Raw genomic sequence first — 15,994 nt, 5'->3', positions numbered from 1 at the left:
CTCCTCCTTAGCTGTGCTGCCGTTCAGCACGCCTTTACCATACAGCAGGATAAGCCGCTGGCTAGCGGGCAAAACGCGCCGGAGAATAGCGTGCCGGATCAATGGCCGCCGTCATCGCGTCGGGCGCAAGGCCTAGCGCGATCTGCGCTCCCAGCCGCGCGGCGGCAGGGGCGGTCTGGATGCCGAAGCCACCCTGGCCTGCAAACCAGAAAAACCGCTCTTCGGCAGGATCAAAGCCATAGACCGGCAGCCGGTCGGGCGCGAAGCTTCTGAGGCCCGCCCAGCGCCGCTCGAGCGCGGCGATGTGCCAGTCGCTCACCTGTTCGAAGCGGTCGATCGCGATGGCGACGTCAAGCTCGTCAGGCGCAGCGTCGACCGGATCGGATGGCACCTCGTCATGCGGGCTCAGCCACAGGCGGCCATTATCGGGCTTGAAGTAGAAGCCTTCATTGATGTCGAGCACCAGCGGCAGATTGGCAGGCGCAGGCGGATCGACGCGCAGTTGCACCACGGTGCGGCGCAGCGGCTGGATGCCGATCGGTGCAAGGCCTGCCAGCCCCGCGACCTGATCGGCCCAGGCCCCCGCCGCATTGACGATGCGCGCTGCGCGATGGACATCGCCAGCGGCGGTCACGATGCGCCAGCCATCCTCGTCGCGCATCAGCCCGGCAATCCGCGCCCGGCAGGCCAGCTCCACCCCGCCCCGCCGCGCCATGGCGAGATAGTGCTGGTGGAGGCCTGCCACATCGATGTCGGCGCAGGCCGGCTCGTGGATCGCGTCGCACCAGTCCGCATGCATGGCGGGCACCAGCCGTTCGAGCCCGGCGCGGTCCAGCCGCTCGATGGTGACGCCGGTGCCGGCGAAGGTTGCGACAAAAGCGTCCATCGCGGCGCGATCCTCGGTCCGCCCGACATAGAGCGCACCGCGCGGGGAGAGGAAGCCGTGCTCGGCCAGATAGGGGCCGGATGCCAGCGTCAACGGCACCACGCCGGGGCCGCCATAGCACTCCTCCCAGAACGCGGCCGAACGCCCGGTGGCGTGATAGCCGGGCGCATCCTCGGCTTCCAGCAGCAGCACCCGCGCATAGGGCGAAAGTTCGGCCGCAAGGCTTGCACCGGCCATGCCGGCACCGATCACCGCAAAATCATAGGTCATTGTGCGGGTGCCGCCTTGTCGAGAAACTGGGCGATGTGCGCCATTACCGGCCCGCGCACACTATCCTCCTCGCGCAGGATCTCGTGATGCGCCTCGGCCCCGAACGCGACCATCTCGCCCTTGGGCAGGCGCCGGGCGGCGCGCAGGTTGGCGGGGTGGCTCACCAGCTTGTCGCTGCTGGTCGAGAGGATCAGCACCGGCACCGCGACCTTCTCGAGCGCGCCGGGCGCTTCGAGCAGACGGGAGGAGGCATAGGCCCGCTCGACCCAGCGCCAGCTCGCCGGGCCCATCACCAGCTCAGGGCGGTGATCGCGCCACCATTCCTCATCGGCATAACGCTCGGCGTCATGGGTGAGCAGGTTCGCCCGGCCAGCGGGCAGCACGCCCGGCTTCTCGCTCCACTTCCATGCCTGCCGCATGGGATCGCCAACCGCGCACATCATCCGGGCGACCGCGTGGAGCGCCGAGAGCGGCAGCGGCGGGCCGTTGATACCGGTCATCGGCGCGCTCAGCACCACTGCATCGGGGGTGACCCTGCCCTCCACGAGCGCGCGCAGCACCAGATGCCCGCCCATCGAATGGGCCGCGAGCACATGCGGGCCGGGGGTCTCGGCCACCCAGCGCGCCCAAAGATCGGCCAGATCATCGACCCAGATCGCGAGATCCTCGACATGGCCGGTGACCGCATCCTTGCCCAGCCGTCCCGATCCGGCCTGCCCGCGCCAGTCCGACGCCGTGACCCGCCAGCCGTCGCGATGCCATTGCTCGAGGGTTTCGAGATATTTCTCGTAACAATCGCCGCGTCCGGGAAGGAACAGGATCGACCCGCGCGCGCGCGCGCCAGCACCGGGCCAGTCGATCCGGCGCACCGCATGGCCATCGCCCGCGTGCCACACGCTCTCTCGCGCCGCAGGGGGAATGGCCCTGCGGTCGATCGGCCCGGAATCGCTGGAATCGTAAATGGGAAGCCTCCGAGCGTGGTTACTTTTTGGTAAGCATACACCTGTAACACCGGCTCGAAGACCGCCCGAGAGCACTGACGCTCTTGGCCACTTCGGGGGCACGATGTTGACGACCACCATTCACTACGGGCTGCTGATTGCCTTGGCAATCGCGCTGGTTTTCGCCGCTTTCACCGACATTCGCCGGCGTCAGATCGACAATTGGCTCAATGCGGCCGTGGCGCTGGCAGCGCCCGCCTTCTGGTGGTCGAGCGGCCTGTCGCTGTGGCCCGATGTCGCGCTGCAGGTGGGTGTGGCGCTGGCCGCCTTCGTGCTGCTCGCCGGCCTGTTCGCCATGAAGATGATGGGCGGCGGCGATGTGAAGCTGCTGACCGCGCTGGCGCTGTGGATCCAGTGGGACATTTTCATCCAGCTGCTGGTGGTGATGGCCATCGCCGGCGGCATCCTGACCGTCATCATGGCGGGATACCACGCCATGCGCCGCCAGCGCGAGAAGCTGGCGATCCCTTACGGGGTCGCGATCGCGATCGGCGGCTTGTGGGTGCTTTACTTCAATCTGCTGCCTGCGGCCGTTCCGGCCATGGCTGCAGCACAACCCGATTTTAACCAATCAGGACTTACGCATCGAAACCTTACCTGCCCGCTGACGAAACCACGGGCGATTACGAGGGGGCTATTTGAGCCATGGATAGGAAGAAACTTGTTCTGCTGATTGGCGCGCTGATCATCGCGATCGGAACCGCCTTTGCTGCACGGAGCATCTTCGCCGGAGGTTCGGCCCCTGCTGCCGAAGCCGCCGCCCCGACCGGCCCGCGGGTCCTGGTCGCCAAGCGTGCGCTGACCGCAGGCACGATCATCACCGCCGATGCGCTGGGCTTCCAGCCCTGGCCCAAGGAGCTGGTGAAGGACGCCTATTTCATCGACGGCGAAGCCGACATGAACAAGCTGCTCGGCACCGTCGTGCGTTTCCCGATCACCGCAGGTGAGCCGGTCACGCAGGGCACGCTGGTGGCTCCGGGTGACCACGGCTTCCTCGCTGCCGCGCTCGGGCCGGGCATGCGCGCTGTCACCGTTCCGGTGTCGGCCATGACCGGTGTCGCCGGCTTCGTCTTCCCGGGCGACCGCGTCGACCTGGTGCTGACCCAGACGGTCGAGGGTGACGAAGGCCCGTCGCTGCGCGCCGCTGAAACGGTGATCCGCAACCTGCGCGTCCTCGCAACCGACCAGACCACCGAAACCACCACCGACGAGAACGGCAAGACTGTCGTGACCGCGTTCCGCACCGTCACGCTCGAAGTCACCCCGAAGATCGCCGAAAAGGTCGCCGTGGCCCAGACCATCGGGACGCTCAGCCTCGCGCTGCGCTCGCTGGCCGATAACGACGCCGAACTCGAGCGGGCGATTGCCGCGGGCGATGTCACCATCCCCGACAACGCCACCCCCGAGCAGGAAGAGCGTCTGCTCAAGGCTGCCATGGCCCGTCCGATCGACAAGGGTGCCAGCTTCGTGACCGGCGGCGACGTCTCGCGCTTCCAGCGCAAGACCATGCCGGCGCAGGATTCCTCGCGTCCGCAGGCTGCTCCGGCTGCCCCCACCGGCATCCCGGCCCAGGCCAACAGCGCCCCGGTCTACAAGGGCCCGAGCGTCCGCGTGACCCGTGGCAAGGAGACCGAGGAAACCCAGGTCAGCAGCGGGATCGTGCGCACCCAGTCGAGCGCGACCCGTCGCGCCGGCCAGGTGATCAGCTCGACCATGGGCAATTGAGGGGAATGACCATGGGTCTCAATCAAACGCTCGCGCACCAAGTTGCCACTGGCAAACCCGAGGGGAGCCGCAAAATGACACTGAACCTGAAAGCCAAGCTGCTGCTTGCTGCCATGGTGGCCGCACCGCTTGCCTCCATGCCGGCCACCACGGCCACCGCGCAGCAGGTCGTCAAGCCGTCGCAGGAAATCGTCCTGTCGATCGGCAAGGGCGAGCTGGTGACGGTGCCCGGCGCCATGGCCGACGTCTTCGTCGCCAATGACGAAGTCGCCGACGTCCAGATCAAGTCGCAGCGCCAGCTCTATGTCTTCGGCAAGGCCGGCGGCGAGACCACGATCTACGCCAGCAACGAACGCGGCGACGTGATCTTCTCGGCCAATATCCGGGTCGGCTCGAACATCGGCAGCGTTGATCAGATGCTGGCGCTGGCCATGCCCGACGCCAAGATTTCGATCTCGACGATGGGCGCGGACACCGTGCTGCTGACCGGCACCGTCGGCTCGCCCGAGGATGCTGCCGAGGCCGAGCGCCTGGTGCAGGCCTTCCTTGGCGACAAGGCGAACGTCATCACCCGCCTGCGCACGGCCACGCCGCTGCAGGTGAACCTCAAGGTCACCATCGCCGAAGTCAGCCGTTCGCTGCTGCGTGCGATCGGCGGCAACCTTAACAACATCGACGGTTCGAGCGGCTTCCGCTTCGGCGTCGGCACCGGTCGTCCGATCGGCGGCAAAAGCTTCCGCTTCGATGGCCCGCTGGGGGTCGGCAATGAGGTTGCACAGGCCGCCTTCATTCTGCCCGATGGCACCGAAATCCCCGGGCCAGCCGTCAGCTCGCGCGGCGGCACCACGATTGCGGGTCTTGGCCGCCTGTTCGGGATCGACATGCTCGGCGCACTCGACCTGTCGGAGCGTATGGGCCTCGTCAACACCCTGACCGAACCCAATCTGACCGCGCTGTCGGGCGAAACCGCGACCTTCCTCGCGGGCGGCGAATTCCCGATCCCGATCGCACAGGGCCTCGGCCAGGTGACGGTGCAGTTCCGCCAGTTCGGTGTGAGCCTCGCCTACACCCCGACGGTGCTCTCGAACGGCCGCATCTCGATGCGCGTGCGTCCGGAAGTGTCCGAACTCTCGACGCAGGGCTCGATCACGCTCAACGGCTTCCAGGTTCCGGCGCTGACCACCCGTCGCACCGAAACCACGATCGAACTCGGCTCGGGCCAGAGCTTCATGATCGCCGGCCTGATGAGCTCGAACTCGCAGAACGTGCTCGACAAAGCGCCCGGCCTCGGTGACGTGCCGATCCTCGGCAACCTGTTCCGCAGCCGCGAGTTCCGCAAGGGCGAGACCGAGCTGGTGATCGTCGTCACCCCCTATCTGGTGAAGCCGGTCGACGCCAAGGACATCAAGCTGCCGACCGACGGCTATCGTGCCGCCAACGAAGCCGAACAGCTGCTCGGCTTCCAATCGACCGCCGGTGTCTCGGGCGAACAGCGCCCCGGCCCCGTGTCCTCGCAGCCCGAAGCCCCGCAGCCCAAGGTGAGCGCCGCCGATCCGGCCGCGATCGTCCCCAACGCTCCGGAAGCGCCGCGCCGCGCCGACAAGAAGGGCCGCAAGGACCAGCGCGAAGCCAGCGCCGCCACCCCGGGCTTCAGCCTCTAACGTGAGAAAGGTGACCACAATGCCTGTTGCACGACCGAACACTTTGACGGGACGTCTGGGCCGCGCGCCTGGCCTCGCCCTTGCTCTCACGCTTGGCCTCGGGCTCGCCGGTTGCGGCGGGATGCCGACCAACACCACCCTCTATTCCGTCAAGCAGCCGGTGGTCGAGCGGACCAATTTCACGCTCGACGTCAACACCAGCCCGTCGGGCCTGCCGATCTCGGAACTCCAGCGCCTCAACGGCTGGTTCGAGACGATGGACCTGCGCTATGGCGACCGCATCGCGATCGAGAACCCCGGCCAGAACCCGGCGGTGACGGGCGCGATCCGCGAGCTGGCGGGCCGCTATGGCCTGATGATCAGCGATGCGGCTCCGGCCACGGCGGGCATGATTGGGCCGGGTCAGGCGCGGGTGGTGATCACCCGTTCGAACGCCTCGGTGCCGGGCTGCCCCGACTGGTCGGCCAATTCGGACATGAACTACACCAACGGCACCAGCCCCAATTTCGGCTGCGCCGTGAACAGCAACATGGCCGCGATGGTGGCCGACCCGCAGGATCTGCTGGAAGGCAAGCAGGGCTCGGGTGAAACCGTGCTCGCGACCTCGAACAAGGCGATCAAGACCTTCCGCGAAGCCGCTCCGACCGGCGCGGCTGGTTTGTTGGATGCAACCGCCGGTGGCGGCGGCGGCGGTGGCGGCACCGGAGGAGGTAACTAAGCCATGAATGCTCCCTGGAAATCGGGCCTGCCCGGCAATCGTGATCCGTTTGCAGCCTATATCTGCGACGACAGCGCCCTCGACGTTCTGCGTCCGGTCGTGATCGAACTCGGCTGGCAGCCGGAGAAGTGCAACAAGGGCGGCCTGCGCAACGCGGTGCAATCGCTCTCGGTCAGCGCCTCGCCGGCGATCCTCGTGGTCGACCTGTCGGAAAGCTGCGATCCGCTCAACGACATCAACGCGCTCGCCGAAGTGTGCGAGCCGGGCACGGTGGTGATCGCCATCGGCCAGGTCAACGACGTGCGCCTCTACCGCGATCTGCTCTCGAGCGGGATCCACGACTATCTGCTCAAGCCGCTTTCGGCCCAGCAGGTGCATGATGCGCTCAACCAGGCGCTGGCCGTGTTCATGAGCCCCAAGGGCGGCGATACGGACTCCTCGCGTCGTCACATCTCGACCGCCGTGGTCGGGACGCGCGGCGGCGTCGGTGCCTCGACCATCGCGACCTCGCTCGCCTGGCTGTTCAGCGAACACCACAAGTCGCCGACCGCGCTGCTCGACCTCGATGTCCATTTCGGCACCGGCGCTCTGGCGCTCGATCTCGAACCGGGCCGCGGTCTCACCGACGCGATCGAAAACCCGAGCCGCATCGACCCGCTGTTCATCGAACGCGCCATGGTGCGCGCCAATGACAACCTGTCGATCCTCTCGGCCGAAGCGCCGATCAGCCAGCCGCTGATGACCGATGGTGCCGCTTTCGTGCAGCTGGAGGATGAATTCCGCCAGACGTTCGAAATGACGGTGATCGATCTGCCGCGCAACATGCTGATCAACTTCCCGCAGCTGATGGCTGACGTGAATCTGGTGCTGCTGACCTGCGAACTGACGCTCGCCTCGGCGCGCGATACCATCCGGATCCTGTCGTGGCTCAAGAGCAACGCCGCGCACGCCCATCCGATGATCATCGCCAACAAGGTGCAGCCGAGCCTCGCGGAAATCAGCAAGGCCGATTTCGAAGCCTCGATCGAGCGCAAGATCGATTTCATGGTGCCCTATGATTTCAAGGCCGCCTCGAATTCGGCGAAGCTTGGTCAGGTGTTCGTCGATGCCAACCGTTCGAGCAAGGCGAGTGCGGCCATCCGCCAGATCGCCGAGCGCGTGATGGGGGCGAATGCCGACGATCTTTCGTCCGCGACCGAAGAGAAGAAGTCGCTGCTCGGCGGGTTCGACTTCAAGTCGCTGCTGGCCAAGAAGGCCAAGCCCGAGCCCGAAGCGGCAGACTAAAAGGTGCCCCGTGCGGGGCGGGCGGCTGGCACCGATGCCGGCACGCCTGCCCCCACAGGGAGCAAATTTGATCCGGCGCGGCACGCCCGCGCAGCAAGGCAGGAAGCTTCAGCATGGACTTTTTCCAATCCCTGCTCATCACGACGGTGATCTTCACCGTGCTGGTTGTCGGCTATCTGGCCGCAACCGGATCTGGCGCGGCCAAGGCCCAGAAGCGCCGGATGCAGGCGCTGCGCTTCCGCCATTCCGAGAGCGTCGATGCCAAGGTCGACGCGCAGTTCAAGCGCGCCGTCGCCGCCCGCAAGCCGAAGGGCTACAAGGTCGCCGGCTCCGGCTCGCGCACCGAAGCCCTCGCCGTCCGCCTCGAGCGCACCGGCAAGGGCTGGTCGGTCTCGCAATATATCTACACCTCGCTCGGGCTCGGCATTGCCGTCGCCGTGATCATCTTCATCCAGAGCGGCGCGCCGATGCTGTCGCTGGGGATCGGCGGCGCGGTCGGCGCAGGCCTCCCGCACATGGTCGTGGGCCACTTCATCAAGCGCCGCACCAACGCCTTCATCACCAAGTTCCCCGATGCGCTGGAACTGCTGGTGCGTGGTCTGCGCTCGGGTCTCCCCGTGACCGAGACGCTCGGCGTCGTGTCGCAGGAAGTGCCCGGCCCGGTGGGCATCGAATTCCGCAGCATCGTTGACCGGATCAAGGTCGGCAAGACCATGGAAGACGCGCTGCAGGACACCGCCGACAAGCTCGGCATTGCCGAATTCAACTTCTTCACCATCACCCTGGCGATCCAGCGCGAGACGGGCGGCAACCTTGCCGAAACGCTCTCGAACCTCGCCGACGTGCTGCGCAAGCGCGGCCAGATGAAGCTGAAGATCAAGGCGATGAGCTCGGAATCCAAGGCCTCGGCCTATATCGTCGGCTCGCTGCCCTTCATCGTCTTTGCGATGATCACCTGGGTCAACCCCGAGTATATCGGCGGCTTTTTCACCGATGATCGCCTGATCGTGGCCGGCCTCGGCGGGCTCACGTGGATGGGCATCGGCGTCGCCATCATGGCCAAGATGGTCTCCTTCGAAATCTGATCCGGGACACAAGCGATGATCGATCAACCCACCGGACCCATGCTGCTCGGTTTCGACGTGATCATGGTCGGCACCGTGCTAGCCGGCCTTGCCGCCTTCGCGATGGTGCTGGCGATCTACGCCGCCGTCACGATCCGCGATCCGATGGCCAAGCGCGTGAAGGTGCTCGAAGCGCGGCGCGAACAGCTCAAGGCGGGGATCATCACCTCCTCGGCCAAGAAGCGCACGCGCCTGACGCGCCGCAGCAACAACACCGACAAGGTCAAGGAAAACCTGTCCAAGCTCAACGTGCTTCAGGACAGCCAGATCAAGGTCATCCAGCAGAAGCTGGCCCATGCCGGCTATCGCAACAAGGAACTGGCCTATTTCATCATCGGCGCCCGCGCGATCCTGCCGCTGGTGCTGGGCGGCATTGCCGGCCTGATGATCTACATCGTCGATTTCTGGCCGACCTGGGGCCCGATGACCCGCCTGTTCGCCTTCGCGGCGGTGGTGGCTGTGGCCTACAAGGGCCCGGAAATCTTCCTCTCGAACAAGGCCAGCAAGCGTACCAAGGAAATCCAGAAGGGCCTGCCCGATGCGCTCGACCTGCTGGTGATCTGCGCCGAAGCCGGTCTGACCGTGGACGCCGCCTTCAACCGCGTCGCCAAGGAACTGGGCCGCGCCTATCCCGAACTGGGTGACGAATTCGCCCTGACCGCGATCGAGCTCTCGTTCCTCACCGAACGCCGGCTGGCCTTCAACAACCTCGCCTACCGCGTCAATCTCGAAGCGGTGAAGGGCGTGGTGACGACCATGATCCAGACCGAGCGTTACGGCACCCCGCTGGCCTCCGCGCTGCGCGTGCTCTCGGCCGAATTCCGCAACGAGCGCATGATGCGCGCCGAGGAAAAGGCCGCGCGTCTGCCTGCGATCATGACCGTGCCGCTGATTCTGTTCATTCTGCCGACGCTGTTCATCGTCATTCTCGGCCCGGCCGCCTGTTCGATCTCCGACGCGCTGATCGGCCCGGGCTCGGCCATGGGCGGCGGCTAGCCGGAGACTGCACCCCATCCCGCTGCGCCACCAACGGCGCGGCGGGATGGGGGCGCACTACCTTGGCCCCTTCTACCTCGGCCCCAACTACCTCGGGCTACGCGCCATTTCGCCAGCCCGCTTCCGCAGCGCTTCCAGCATATCGCGCAGCACCTGCTGCTCGTCGGGCGCAAATCCGCTCAACAGATCGCGCTCGGTCGCCAGCGCCAGCGGCATGACCTCGGCATGGATCGCCCGCCCCTCGCCCGTCAGTTCGAGCAGGTGCGAACGTCCGTCATCGGGATTGGGCACCCGCGCCACCAGCCCGCGATCCTCCAGCACCTTGACCGCGCGGTTGACCGCGACCTTGTCCATCAGGGTCGCCGTGGTGAGATCGCGCTGGGTCATGCTGCCGGCATCCCCCAGCACCGCCATCACCCGCCATTCGGGCACCTTCAGCGCAAAGCGGTTGCGATAGCGCTCGGCGATAAGATCGCTCACCGCGTTGGACGCGACCGACAACTGATAGGGCAGGAACCCGGCCAGCCGTCCTTCATTCGGCCGCGCCTCACCGCCCTCACTCATAGGGCCGCGCATCCCACCAGGGGTAGAAATCGGGCATGTCGGCGCTCACCTTGCCGGGATAGGCGGGGGCACGCTTTTCGAGGAAGCTGGCGATGCCTTCCTTGGCATCGGCCCCGCGGCTGAGGCGATAGATGGCGCGGCTGTCGATCTTGTGGGCTTCCATCGGGTGATCGGTGGCAGACAGGCGCCACATCATCGCCCGCGTCATGGCGACGGAAATGGCCGAGGTGTTGTCGGCAATCTCGCGCGCCAGCGTCTGGGCTGCGGGGAGCAGGTCCTGCGGTGCGTGCACCGAGCGCACCAGCCCGCCCGTCTTGGCTTCCTCGGCATCGAAGATGCGGCCCGTGTAGCACCACTCCAGGGCCTGCTGGATGCCGACGATGCGCGGCAGGAACCAGCTCGATGCGGCCTCGGGCACAATCCCGCGCCGGGCGAAGACAAAGCCGTAACGCGCCGTGCTGCTGGCAAGGCGGATGTCCATGGCGAGCTGCATCGTCGCGCCGACGCCGACGGCGACGCCGTTGCAGGCCGAAATCAGCGGCTTCTTGCTCTCGAACAGGCGCAGGGTGAGCAGCCCCCCGCCATCGCGCACGCGGGTGTCCGACAGACTGTCCACCGTATCGCCGCTGGAGAACACCTGCCCGCCGCCTTCGGGGGTCAGGTCCGCGCCCGCGCAGAAGGCCCGCTCGCCGCTGCCGGTAAAGATCACCGCGCGCACAGCATCATCGGCGTCGATATCGTCCATCGCCGCCATGATCTCCTCGCCCATGGTGCGGGTATAGGCGTTGAGCTTGTCCGGCCGGTTGAGCGTGATCGTGGCGATGCCATCGGCCTTGGTGACGATGATCTGGGTATAGTGGCTCATGCGGTGTTCTCTCCTGACAGATGGCTGTGATGCCATGGTGCGCGCAAAAGAAAACCCCCGCAAAAGCGAGGGTCTGGCTGGCTGAAGGGTGGCCGGAAGTTGGAAAAGGCGGCGATTTTAGACCCCCTCCAGCCCCGGTTTGACCCCGAGTTGGCACTCGTTTGGCAAGGCCGGGGGCAATGTTTCACGTGAAACATTGCCCCTCTGGCGGCCCCTTTTTAGCGCGGCGCCATGCGAATTGCGCCGTCGAGGCGGACGTCTTCGCCGTTGAAGTAGCCGGTCTCGATCATGGTCATGGCGAGCTTGGCATATTCCACCGGCAAGCCGAGACGCTTGGGGAACGGCACCGACGCGGCCAGCGCATCGCGCACATTCTGCGGCGCAGCGGCGAGCAGCGGGGTGTCGAAAATGCCCGGCAGGATGGTGTTGACGCGAATGCCCTCGTTCATGAGGTCACGCGCGATGGGGAGCGTCATGCCGATCACGCCGGCCTTCGAAGCCGAGTAGGCGGCCTGACCGATCTGGCCATCTTCGCCCGCCACCGACGCGGTGTTGACGATCGCACCGCGCTCGCCGAATTCGTCGATCGGATCAAGGGTCATCATGCCCGCCGCCGACTTGGCGATGCAGCGGAAGGTGCCGATCAGGTTGACCTGAATGACAAAATCGAAGGCGCTGACGGGGAAGTGCTTGATCGAGCCGTCTTCCTTCGAGCGGCTGGCGGTCTTGATGGCGTTGCCGATCCCTGCGCAGTTCACCAGGATGCGCTCCTGGCCGTGGGCGGCGCGGGCCTTGGCGAAACCGGCGTCGACGTCCTCCTCGCTGGTCACGTTGACCTTGCAGAAGATGCCGCCGAGTTCTGCTGCGAGCGCTTCGCCCTTTTCCTCGTTCATGTCGAAGATCGCGACCTTCGCGCCTTTGGCAGCCAGCGCACGCGCCGTCGCCGCGCCGAGGCCAGAGGCACCGCCGGTGACGACGGCGGGGGTATTGGCAGAAACTTCCATTATTATCTCCTGATATTCAAAGGTTTTCGCGGGGAGCCTCAAAGGCTCTCGATGATGGTCACGTTGGCGACGCCGCCGCCTTCGCACATGGTCTGGAGACCATATTTCTTGCCATGGCGCTTGAGGGCGTGGACGAGGGTCGCCATCAGCTTGGTGCCCGAGGCGCCCAGCGGGTGGCCCAGAGCAATCGCGCCGCCGTGGACGTTGAGCTTTTCCGGGTCCGCGCCAGTGTGCTTGAGCCATGCGAGCGGCACGGAAGCGAAGGCTTCATTGACTTCGTAGAGGTCGATATCGGCCATCGTCATCCCGGCGCGCTGAAGCGCGCGATCGGTCGCAAACAGCGGCTCTTCGAGCATGATCACCGGATCGCCCGCCGTCACAGTGAGGTTGTGGATGCGCGCCAGCGGGGTCAGGCCATGGGCCTTGAGCGCCGCTTCCGACACCACCAGCACCGCCGAGGAACCGTCGCAGATCTGGCTGGCCGAGGCCGCCGTGATCGCGCCATCCGGCGAGAGCAGCTTGACGCCCGCAATGCCTTCCAGCGTCGCATCGAAGCGGATGCCCTCATCGATGGTATGCATCTGGGTGCCTTCGGGGGTTTCGATCTCGACGGCCACGATTTCGCGGTCAAAGGCGCCCGCCTTTGTCGCGGCAATCGCGCGCTGGTGGCTTTCATAGGCGAAGCGATCGAGATCGTCCTTGGTGAAGCCATGCTTCTTGACGATCATTTCGGCGCCCATGAACTGGCTGAAGTTGATCCCCGGCCACTTCGCCTCGATCCCGTCGGCCTTGGCGTAGAGGCCTTCCTTCATGTGCAGCGTGACGTTGGAGCCCATCGGCACGCGGGTCATGCTTTCGACGCCGCTGGCGATCACCACGTCCTGCGTGCCGCTCATCACGGCCTGCGCGGCGAACTGGATCGCCTGCTGGCTGGAGCCGCACTGGCGATCGATCGTCACCGCCGGGGTCGATTGCGGGAGCAGCTTGGAGGCCAGCACGCCCATGCGCCCGACCTGCATTGCCTGCTCGCCCGCCTGGCTGACGCAGCCGGTCACCACATCGTCGATCGCCTTGGGATCGATGCCCGACCGCTCGACCACGGCATCGAGCGACTTGGCCAGCAGATCCACCGGGTGCACCCCGGCCAGACGCCCGCCGCGCCGGCCACCGGCCGTGCGAACCGCTTCGACGATATAGGCTGTGCTCATCTCTCTCTCCTTGAAATCCGGCTTCGGATGGGGCGTATCCGGCAATCAGTTGCGGATCGCCACTTGCCTTGCGGCAACCCGACTATTGAAGGCGCTTGCGCAAATCAAGCGGCCAAAATGATGGTCCTGCGGCGGGAGGAATGCTTGCCTTGGCGCTGGCAGGGTGGCAGGCACCGAGCGGGAGCGGCGATGAAGACCCTGTTTGAACTCAACCCTGCACTCGACATCGCTGCGCACGCGGCGCGCTTTGCCGCCACCGGGCGTGTGCAGATCCGCAATGTGCTGACCGACGAGACCGCGCGCGAGCTTCAGATGGTGCTCGCCCGCGGGACGCCATGGGGCATGGCGGTGGGTGCCGGCACCGCAAAGCCGCGCAGCTTCCGCGCCGCCGAAACCCGCAGCGCCCAGGGCCAGCAGGCCCTCGCCGCCGCCTCGCGCAGCGCCGAGGAACATTCCGCCCGCGGCGAATACGGCTTCCGCTTTGCCCATTACCCGATGCTCGACGCGCTGAAGGAAGGCTGGGACCCGGACGGCCCGCACGAGGTGCTGCTGGAGCATATCAACACCCCCGATTTCCTCGGCCTCGCCTGCGCGGTGACCGGTCTCGATCTGATCAAGGCCGACGGGCAGGCGACGCTCTATGCACCCGGCCACTATCTTGGACGCCATATCGACAGCCACGTCGCGGAAGGCTGGGAAGTGGCCTATGTGCTCAATCTCGCGCGTGATGACTGGCATCCCGACTGGGGCGGCTATCTGCTGTTCCTCGACGAGGACGGCGATGTCGTCGAGGGATTCCGCCCGCGCTTCAACGCTCTAAACCTGTTCCGCGTGCCGACTCCGCACTGCGTCAGCTATGTCCCGCCCTTCGCGCCGATGGGCCGCATGTCGGTGACCGGCTGGCTGCGCAGCAAGTGAGCAGCGCCCAAACCCTCGCGATGGCGGCCAACCAGCTCGCCCAGCAGGGCGACGACAGCGGGGCCGAGGCAGCCTTCGTACAGGCACTCGCCGCCTTTCCCGATGACGCGCGGCTGGCCAACAGCGCGGGCAATTTCCACTTCAAGGCTGGCCGGACGGACCGCGCGCTGGCGCTGTTCGAGCGGGCGCTGGCGCTGGCGCCTGACATGGTCGAGGCGGGCGTGAACGCCGCAATCGCACTCGGCCGGGTGGAGCAGCACGCCCGTGCCGCGGCCCTGCTCGCCCCGCTCGAACCCCACGGGGCAAACAACGCCGGATATTGGCGGGTGCGGGCCGATAGCCAGCGGCAAGCGCGGCGCTGGGCCGAGGCGAGCATCAGCATGGAACGCGCCGTGGCGCTCGATCCGGCAAACCCGCGCACCGCCCGCAGCCGCGCGCGCCTGTCGCTTGAACGCCATGATCCGGCAGCGATCCCCCATCTCGAAACCGCGCTTACCCTCAATCGCGGCGACCCCAATTTGCTGTTCGATTACGCGCAGGCGCTCGCCATTGCCGGTCGGCTCAGCGAGGCGCTGGAGTGCACCACCACGCTGGTGACGCATGTTCCCGGCTGGACAGATGGCCTCAAACTCCATGCCGAACTGCGCTGGGCCGCGGGTGACCGGGCGCGCTTTGCCGATCATTTCGAGGGGATTGCCGCGGCGCAGGGTGCGTCGCCATCGATATATCTCGCTTGGGCCGAGACGCTGGACGGCGTTGACCGGCCGGAGGAAAGCACCGCCGCCCTCGCCCGCGCCCGCCGGCTCTGGCCCGATGAGCCGGCTCTGGCGCTGGCCGAGGCGGTCTCTCTCGGTGAAGCCGGACAGGCGCGCGAAGCACAGACAGTGCTCGACAGTTTCTCCGCACTTCAGACCTCCGAGTGGATGACCGCGCGCGGGCGCAACCTCTTGCGGCTCGGCGACCCGCTTGCGGCCGAGGCCGCGCTGGCGGCTGTTCTGGCGGAGGCTCCGGGCGATGTCGCGGCATGGGCGCTGACCGATCTCGCATGGCGCATGACCGGGGATGATCGCCATGCGTGGCTGCACGGGCAGGAGGGGCTGGTGCGCCAGATCGCCCTGCCCCTCACCGCAGAAGAACGCAGCGAAACCACCGCGCTGCTCGATCAGCTTCACCGCCACTCGGCCATGCCGATCGGGCAGTCGGTCAAGGATGGCTCGCAGACCAAGGGCGCGCTGTTTGCCCGGGCGGAGCCGGAGCTGGCGCGGCTGGAGGCGGCGCTCTTTGCCGCGATGGAGGACTACCGCTCTGGCCTGCCCAAGGCTGACCCCCGTCACCCGCTGCTGGCGCACCGCGATGCGCGCTGGGCGATTACTGGCAGCTGGTCGATCCGGCTTGAGGGACAGGGCCACCACGCCGCGCATATCCATCCACGCGGGGTGCTGTCCTCGGCAAGTTACTGGTTGGTGCCGGACGAAGTCGATGCGCCGGGCGGGCCGGGCTGGCTTGAACTCGGTAATCCGCCGCCGGGCCTCGCTGAAGGGCTTGGCCCGCTCCATGCGATCAAGCCTGCCGAGGGGACGCTCGCGCTGTTCCCGAGCACCCTGTACCATGGCACCCGCCCGATCCATCGCGGCACACGCATGACCGTGGCCTACGACATCACTCTCGACATCTGAGACCGAACCCGAGGTCGGACGCGCCCTCGCCCCGGCTGCGACTTCTTGCAGGCAAAAGAAAAGGCGGCGGACCTTCCGGTCCACCGCCCTTCTT

The 15,994-nt window shown here is 66.5% G+C and carries 15 protein-coding genes; 9 read left to right on the top strand and 6 right to left on the bottom strand.

Features of this window, described 5'->3' with window-relative positions:
• Positions 1-61: 61 nt before the first annotated feature.
• Complete coding sequence (locus RSE14_RS13690; protein ID WP_324074551.1) at positions 62-1,156, bottom strand: NAD(P)/FAD-dependent oxidoreductase; 1,095 nt, start codon at positions 1,154-1,156, stop codon at positions 62-64.
• The gene (locus tag RSE14_RS13685; protein WP_324074549.1) at positions 1,153-2,052 is read right to left on the bottom strand and encodes an alpha/beta fold hydrolase; all 900 of its coding nucleotides are present in this window, start codon (positions 2,050-2,052) and stop codon (positions 1,153-1,155) included. The genes RSE14_RS13690 and RSE14_RS13685 overlap by 4 nt, the downstream gene beginning before the upstream one ends.
• A 169-nt stretch (positions 2,053-2,221) precedes the next feature.
• On the opposite strand from RSE14_RS13685, the gene RSE14_RS13680 reads away from it, so the two are divergent.
• From RSE14_RS13680 to RSE14_RS13650, 7 genes are all read left to right on the top strand, one after another.
• The gene (locus RSE14_RS13680; protein ID WP_324074547.1) at positions 2,222-2,830 is read left to right on the top strand and encodes an A24 family peptidase; all 609 of its coding nucleotides are present in this window, start codon (positions 2,222-2,224) and stop codon (positions 2,828-2,830) included.
• Positions 2,803-3,882 carry a Flp pilus assembly protein CpaB gene (gene cpaB / locus RSE14_RS13675; protein ID WP_324074545.1) on the top strand — a complete coding sequence of 360 codons (1,080 nt, stop codon included), beginning with the start codon at positions 2,803-2,805 and terminating at the stop codon, positions 3,880-3,882. The genes RSE14_RS13680 and cpaB overlap by 28 nt, the downstream gene beginning before the upstream one ends.
• Positions 3,883-3,956: 74 nt before the next feature.
• A complete protein-coding gene (locus RSE14_RS13670) occupies positions 3,957-5,543 on the top strand; it encodes a type II and III secretion system protein family protein (RefSeq protein ID WP_324074543.1) in 1,587 nt (528 codons plus the stop codon).
• Positions 5,544-5,562: 19 nt separating this feature from the next.
• Entirely contained in the window at positions 5,563-6,261 is a 699-nt protein-coding gene (locus tag RSE14_RS13665; RefSeq protein ID WP_324074541.1) for a CpaD family pilus assembly protein, read from the top strand.
• 3 nt (positions 6,262-6,264) lie between these two features.
• On the top strand, positions 6,265-7,545 hold the full coding sequence (locus tag RSE14_RS13660; protein WP_324074539.1) for a pilus assembly protein CpaE: 1,281 nt from the start codon (positions 6,265-6,267) through the stop codon (positions 7,543-7,545).
• 113 nt (positions 7,546-7,658) lie between these two features.
• Positions 7,659-8,630 (top strand): type II secretion system F family protein, encoded by a 972-nt coding sequence (locus tag RSE14_RS13655; protein ID WP_324074537.1) that lies wholly within the window; start codon positions 7,659-7,661, stop codon positions 8,628-8,630.
• A gap of 15 nt (positions 8,631-8,645) precedes the next feature.
• Positions 8,646-9,665: a type II secretion system F family protein gene (locus RSE14_RS13650; protein ID WP_324074536.1), complete on the top strand. Its 1,020-nt coding sequence runs from the start codon at positions 8,646-8,648 to the stop codon at positions 9,663-9,665.
• Between the two features lie 87 nt (positions 9,666-9,752).
• Here the strand turns inward: RSE14_RS13650 and RSE14_RS13645 are convergent, their stop codons facing one another.
• The 4 genes from RSE14_RS13645 to RSE14_RS13630 form a co-directional block, all read right to left on the bottom strand.
• Positions 9,753-10,229, bottom strand: coding sequence for a MarR family winged helix-turn-helix transcriptional regulator (locus RSE14_RS13645; RefSeq protein WP_324074532.1), 477 nt, complete (start codon positions 10,227-10,229; stop codon positions 9,753-9,755).
• Positions 10,222-11,094 (bottom strand): crotonase/enoyl-CoA hydratase family protein, encoded by an 873-nt coding sequence (locus RSE14_RS13640; RefSeq protein WP_324074530.1) that lies wholly within the window; start codon positions 11,092-11,094, stop codon positions 10,222-10,224. The genes RSE14_RS13645 and RSE14_RS13640 overlap by 8 nt, the downstream gene beginning before the upstream one ends.
• Positions 11,095-11,312: 218 nt before the next feature.
• The gene (locus RSE14_RS13635; protein ID WP_324074529.1) at positions 11,313-12,098 is read right to left on the bottom strand and encodes an SDR family NAD(P)-dependent oxidoreductase; all 786 of its coding nucleotides are present in this window, start codon (positions 12,096-12,098) and stop codon (positions 11,313-11,315) included.
• A 38-nt stretch (positions 12,099-12,136) separates the two neighbouring features.
• On the bottom strand, positions 12,137-13,306 hold the full coding sequence (locus RSE14_RS13630; protein ID WP_324074528.1) for an acetyl-CoA C-acetyltransferase: 1,170 nt from the start codon (positions 13,304-13,306) through the stop codon (positions 12,137-12,139).
• A 189-nt stretch (positions 13,307-13,495) separates the two neighbouring features.
• Between RSE14_RS13630 and RSE14_RS13625 the strand changes: the two genes are divergently transcribed.
• On the top strand, positions 13,496-14,224 hold the full coding sequence (locus tag RSE14_RS13625) for a 2OG-Fe(II) oxygenase (RefSeq protein ID WP_324074526.1): 729 nt from the start codon (positions 13,496-13,498) through the stop codon (positions 14,222-14,224).
• Positions 14,221-15,900, top strand: coding sequence for a tetratricopeptide repeat protein (locus RSE14_RS13620; RefSeq protein ID WP_324074524.1), 1,680 nt, complete (start codon positions 14,221-14,223; stop codon positions 15,898-15,900). Before RSE14_RS13625 ends, RSE14_RS13620 begins: the two co-directional genes overlap by 4 nt.
• Positions 15,901-15,994 lie beyond the last annotated feature (94 nt).

The sequence above is a fragment of the Erythrobacter sp. genome (genome assembly GCF_035194505.1).
In the GTDB taxonomy this organism is placed as follows: Bacteria; Pseudomonadota; Alphaproteobacteria; order Sphingomonadales; family Sphingomonadaceae; genus Erythrobacter.
Note: the sequence above shows the minus strand (reverse complement) of the source record. Positions and strands in the feature narration are given on the sequence as shown.

What these genes read in the sequence shown, in the direction of transcription:
- RSE14_RS13690 (WP_324074551.1), bottom strand. Translation starts at nt 1,156, where the DNA reads ATGACCTATGATTTTGCGGTGATCGGTGCCGGCATGGCCGGTGCAAGC.
- RSE14_RS13680 (WP_324074547.1), top strand. Translation starts at nt 2,222, where the DNA reads ATGTTGACGACCACCATTCACTACGGGCTGCTGATTGCCTTGGCAATC.
- cpaB (WP_324074545.1), top strand. Translation starts at nt 2,803, where the DNA reads ATGGATAGGAAGAAACTTGTTCTGCTGATTGGCGCGCTGATCATCGCG.
- RSE14_RS13670 (WP_324074543.1), top strand. Translation starts at nt 3,957, where the DNA reads ATGACACTGAACCTGAAAGCCAAGCTGCTGCTTGCTGCCATGGTGGCC.
- RSE14_RS13665 (WP_324074541.1), top strand. Translation starts at nt 5,563, where the DNA reads ATGCCTGTTGCACGACCGAACACTTTGACGGGACGTCTGGGCCGCGCG.
- RSE14_RS13660 (WP_324074539.1), top strand. Translation starts at nt 6,265, where the DNA reads ATGAATGCTCCCTGGAAATCGGGCCTGCCCGGCAATCGTGATCCGTTT.
- RSE14_RS13655 (WP_324074537.1), top strand. Translation starts at nt 7,659, where the DNA reads ATGGACTTTTTCCAATCCCTGCTCATCACGACGGTGATCTTCACCGTG.
- RSE14_RS13650 (WP_324074536.1), top strand. Translation starts at nt 8,646, where the DNA reads ATGATCGATCAACCCACCGGACCCATGCTGCTCGGTTTCGACGTGATC.
- RSE14_RS13645 (WP_324074532.1), bottom strand. Translation starts at nt 10,229, where the DNA reads ATGAGTGAGGGCGGTGAGGCGCGGCCGAATGAAGGACGGCTGGCCGGG.
- RSE14_RS13640 (WP_324074530.1), bottom strand. Translation starts at nt 11,094, where the DNA reads ATGAGCCACTATACCCAGATCATCGTCACCAAGGCCGATGGCATCGCC.
- RSE14_RS13635 (WP_324074529.1), bottom strand. Translation starts at nt 12,098, where the DNA reads ATGGAAGTTTCTGCCAATACCCCCGCCGTCGTCACCGGCGGTGCCTCT.
- RSE14_RS13630 (WP_324074528.1), bottom strand. Translation starts at nt 13,306, where the DNA reads ATGAGCACAGCCTATATCGTCGAAGCGGTTCGCACGGCCGGTGGCCGG.
- RSE14_RS13625 (WP_324074526.1), top strand. Translation starts at nt 13,496, where the DNA reads ATGAAGACCCTGTTTGAACTCAACCCTGCACTCGACATCGCTGCGCAC.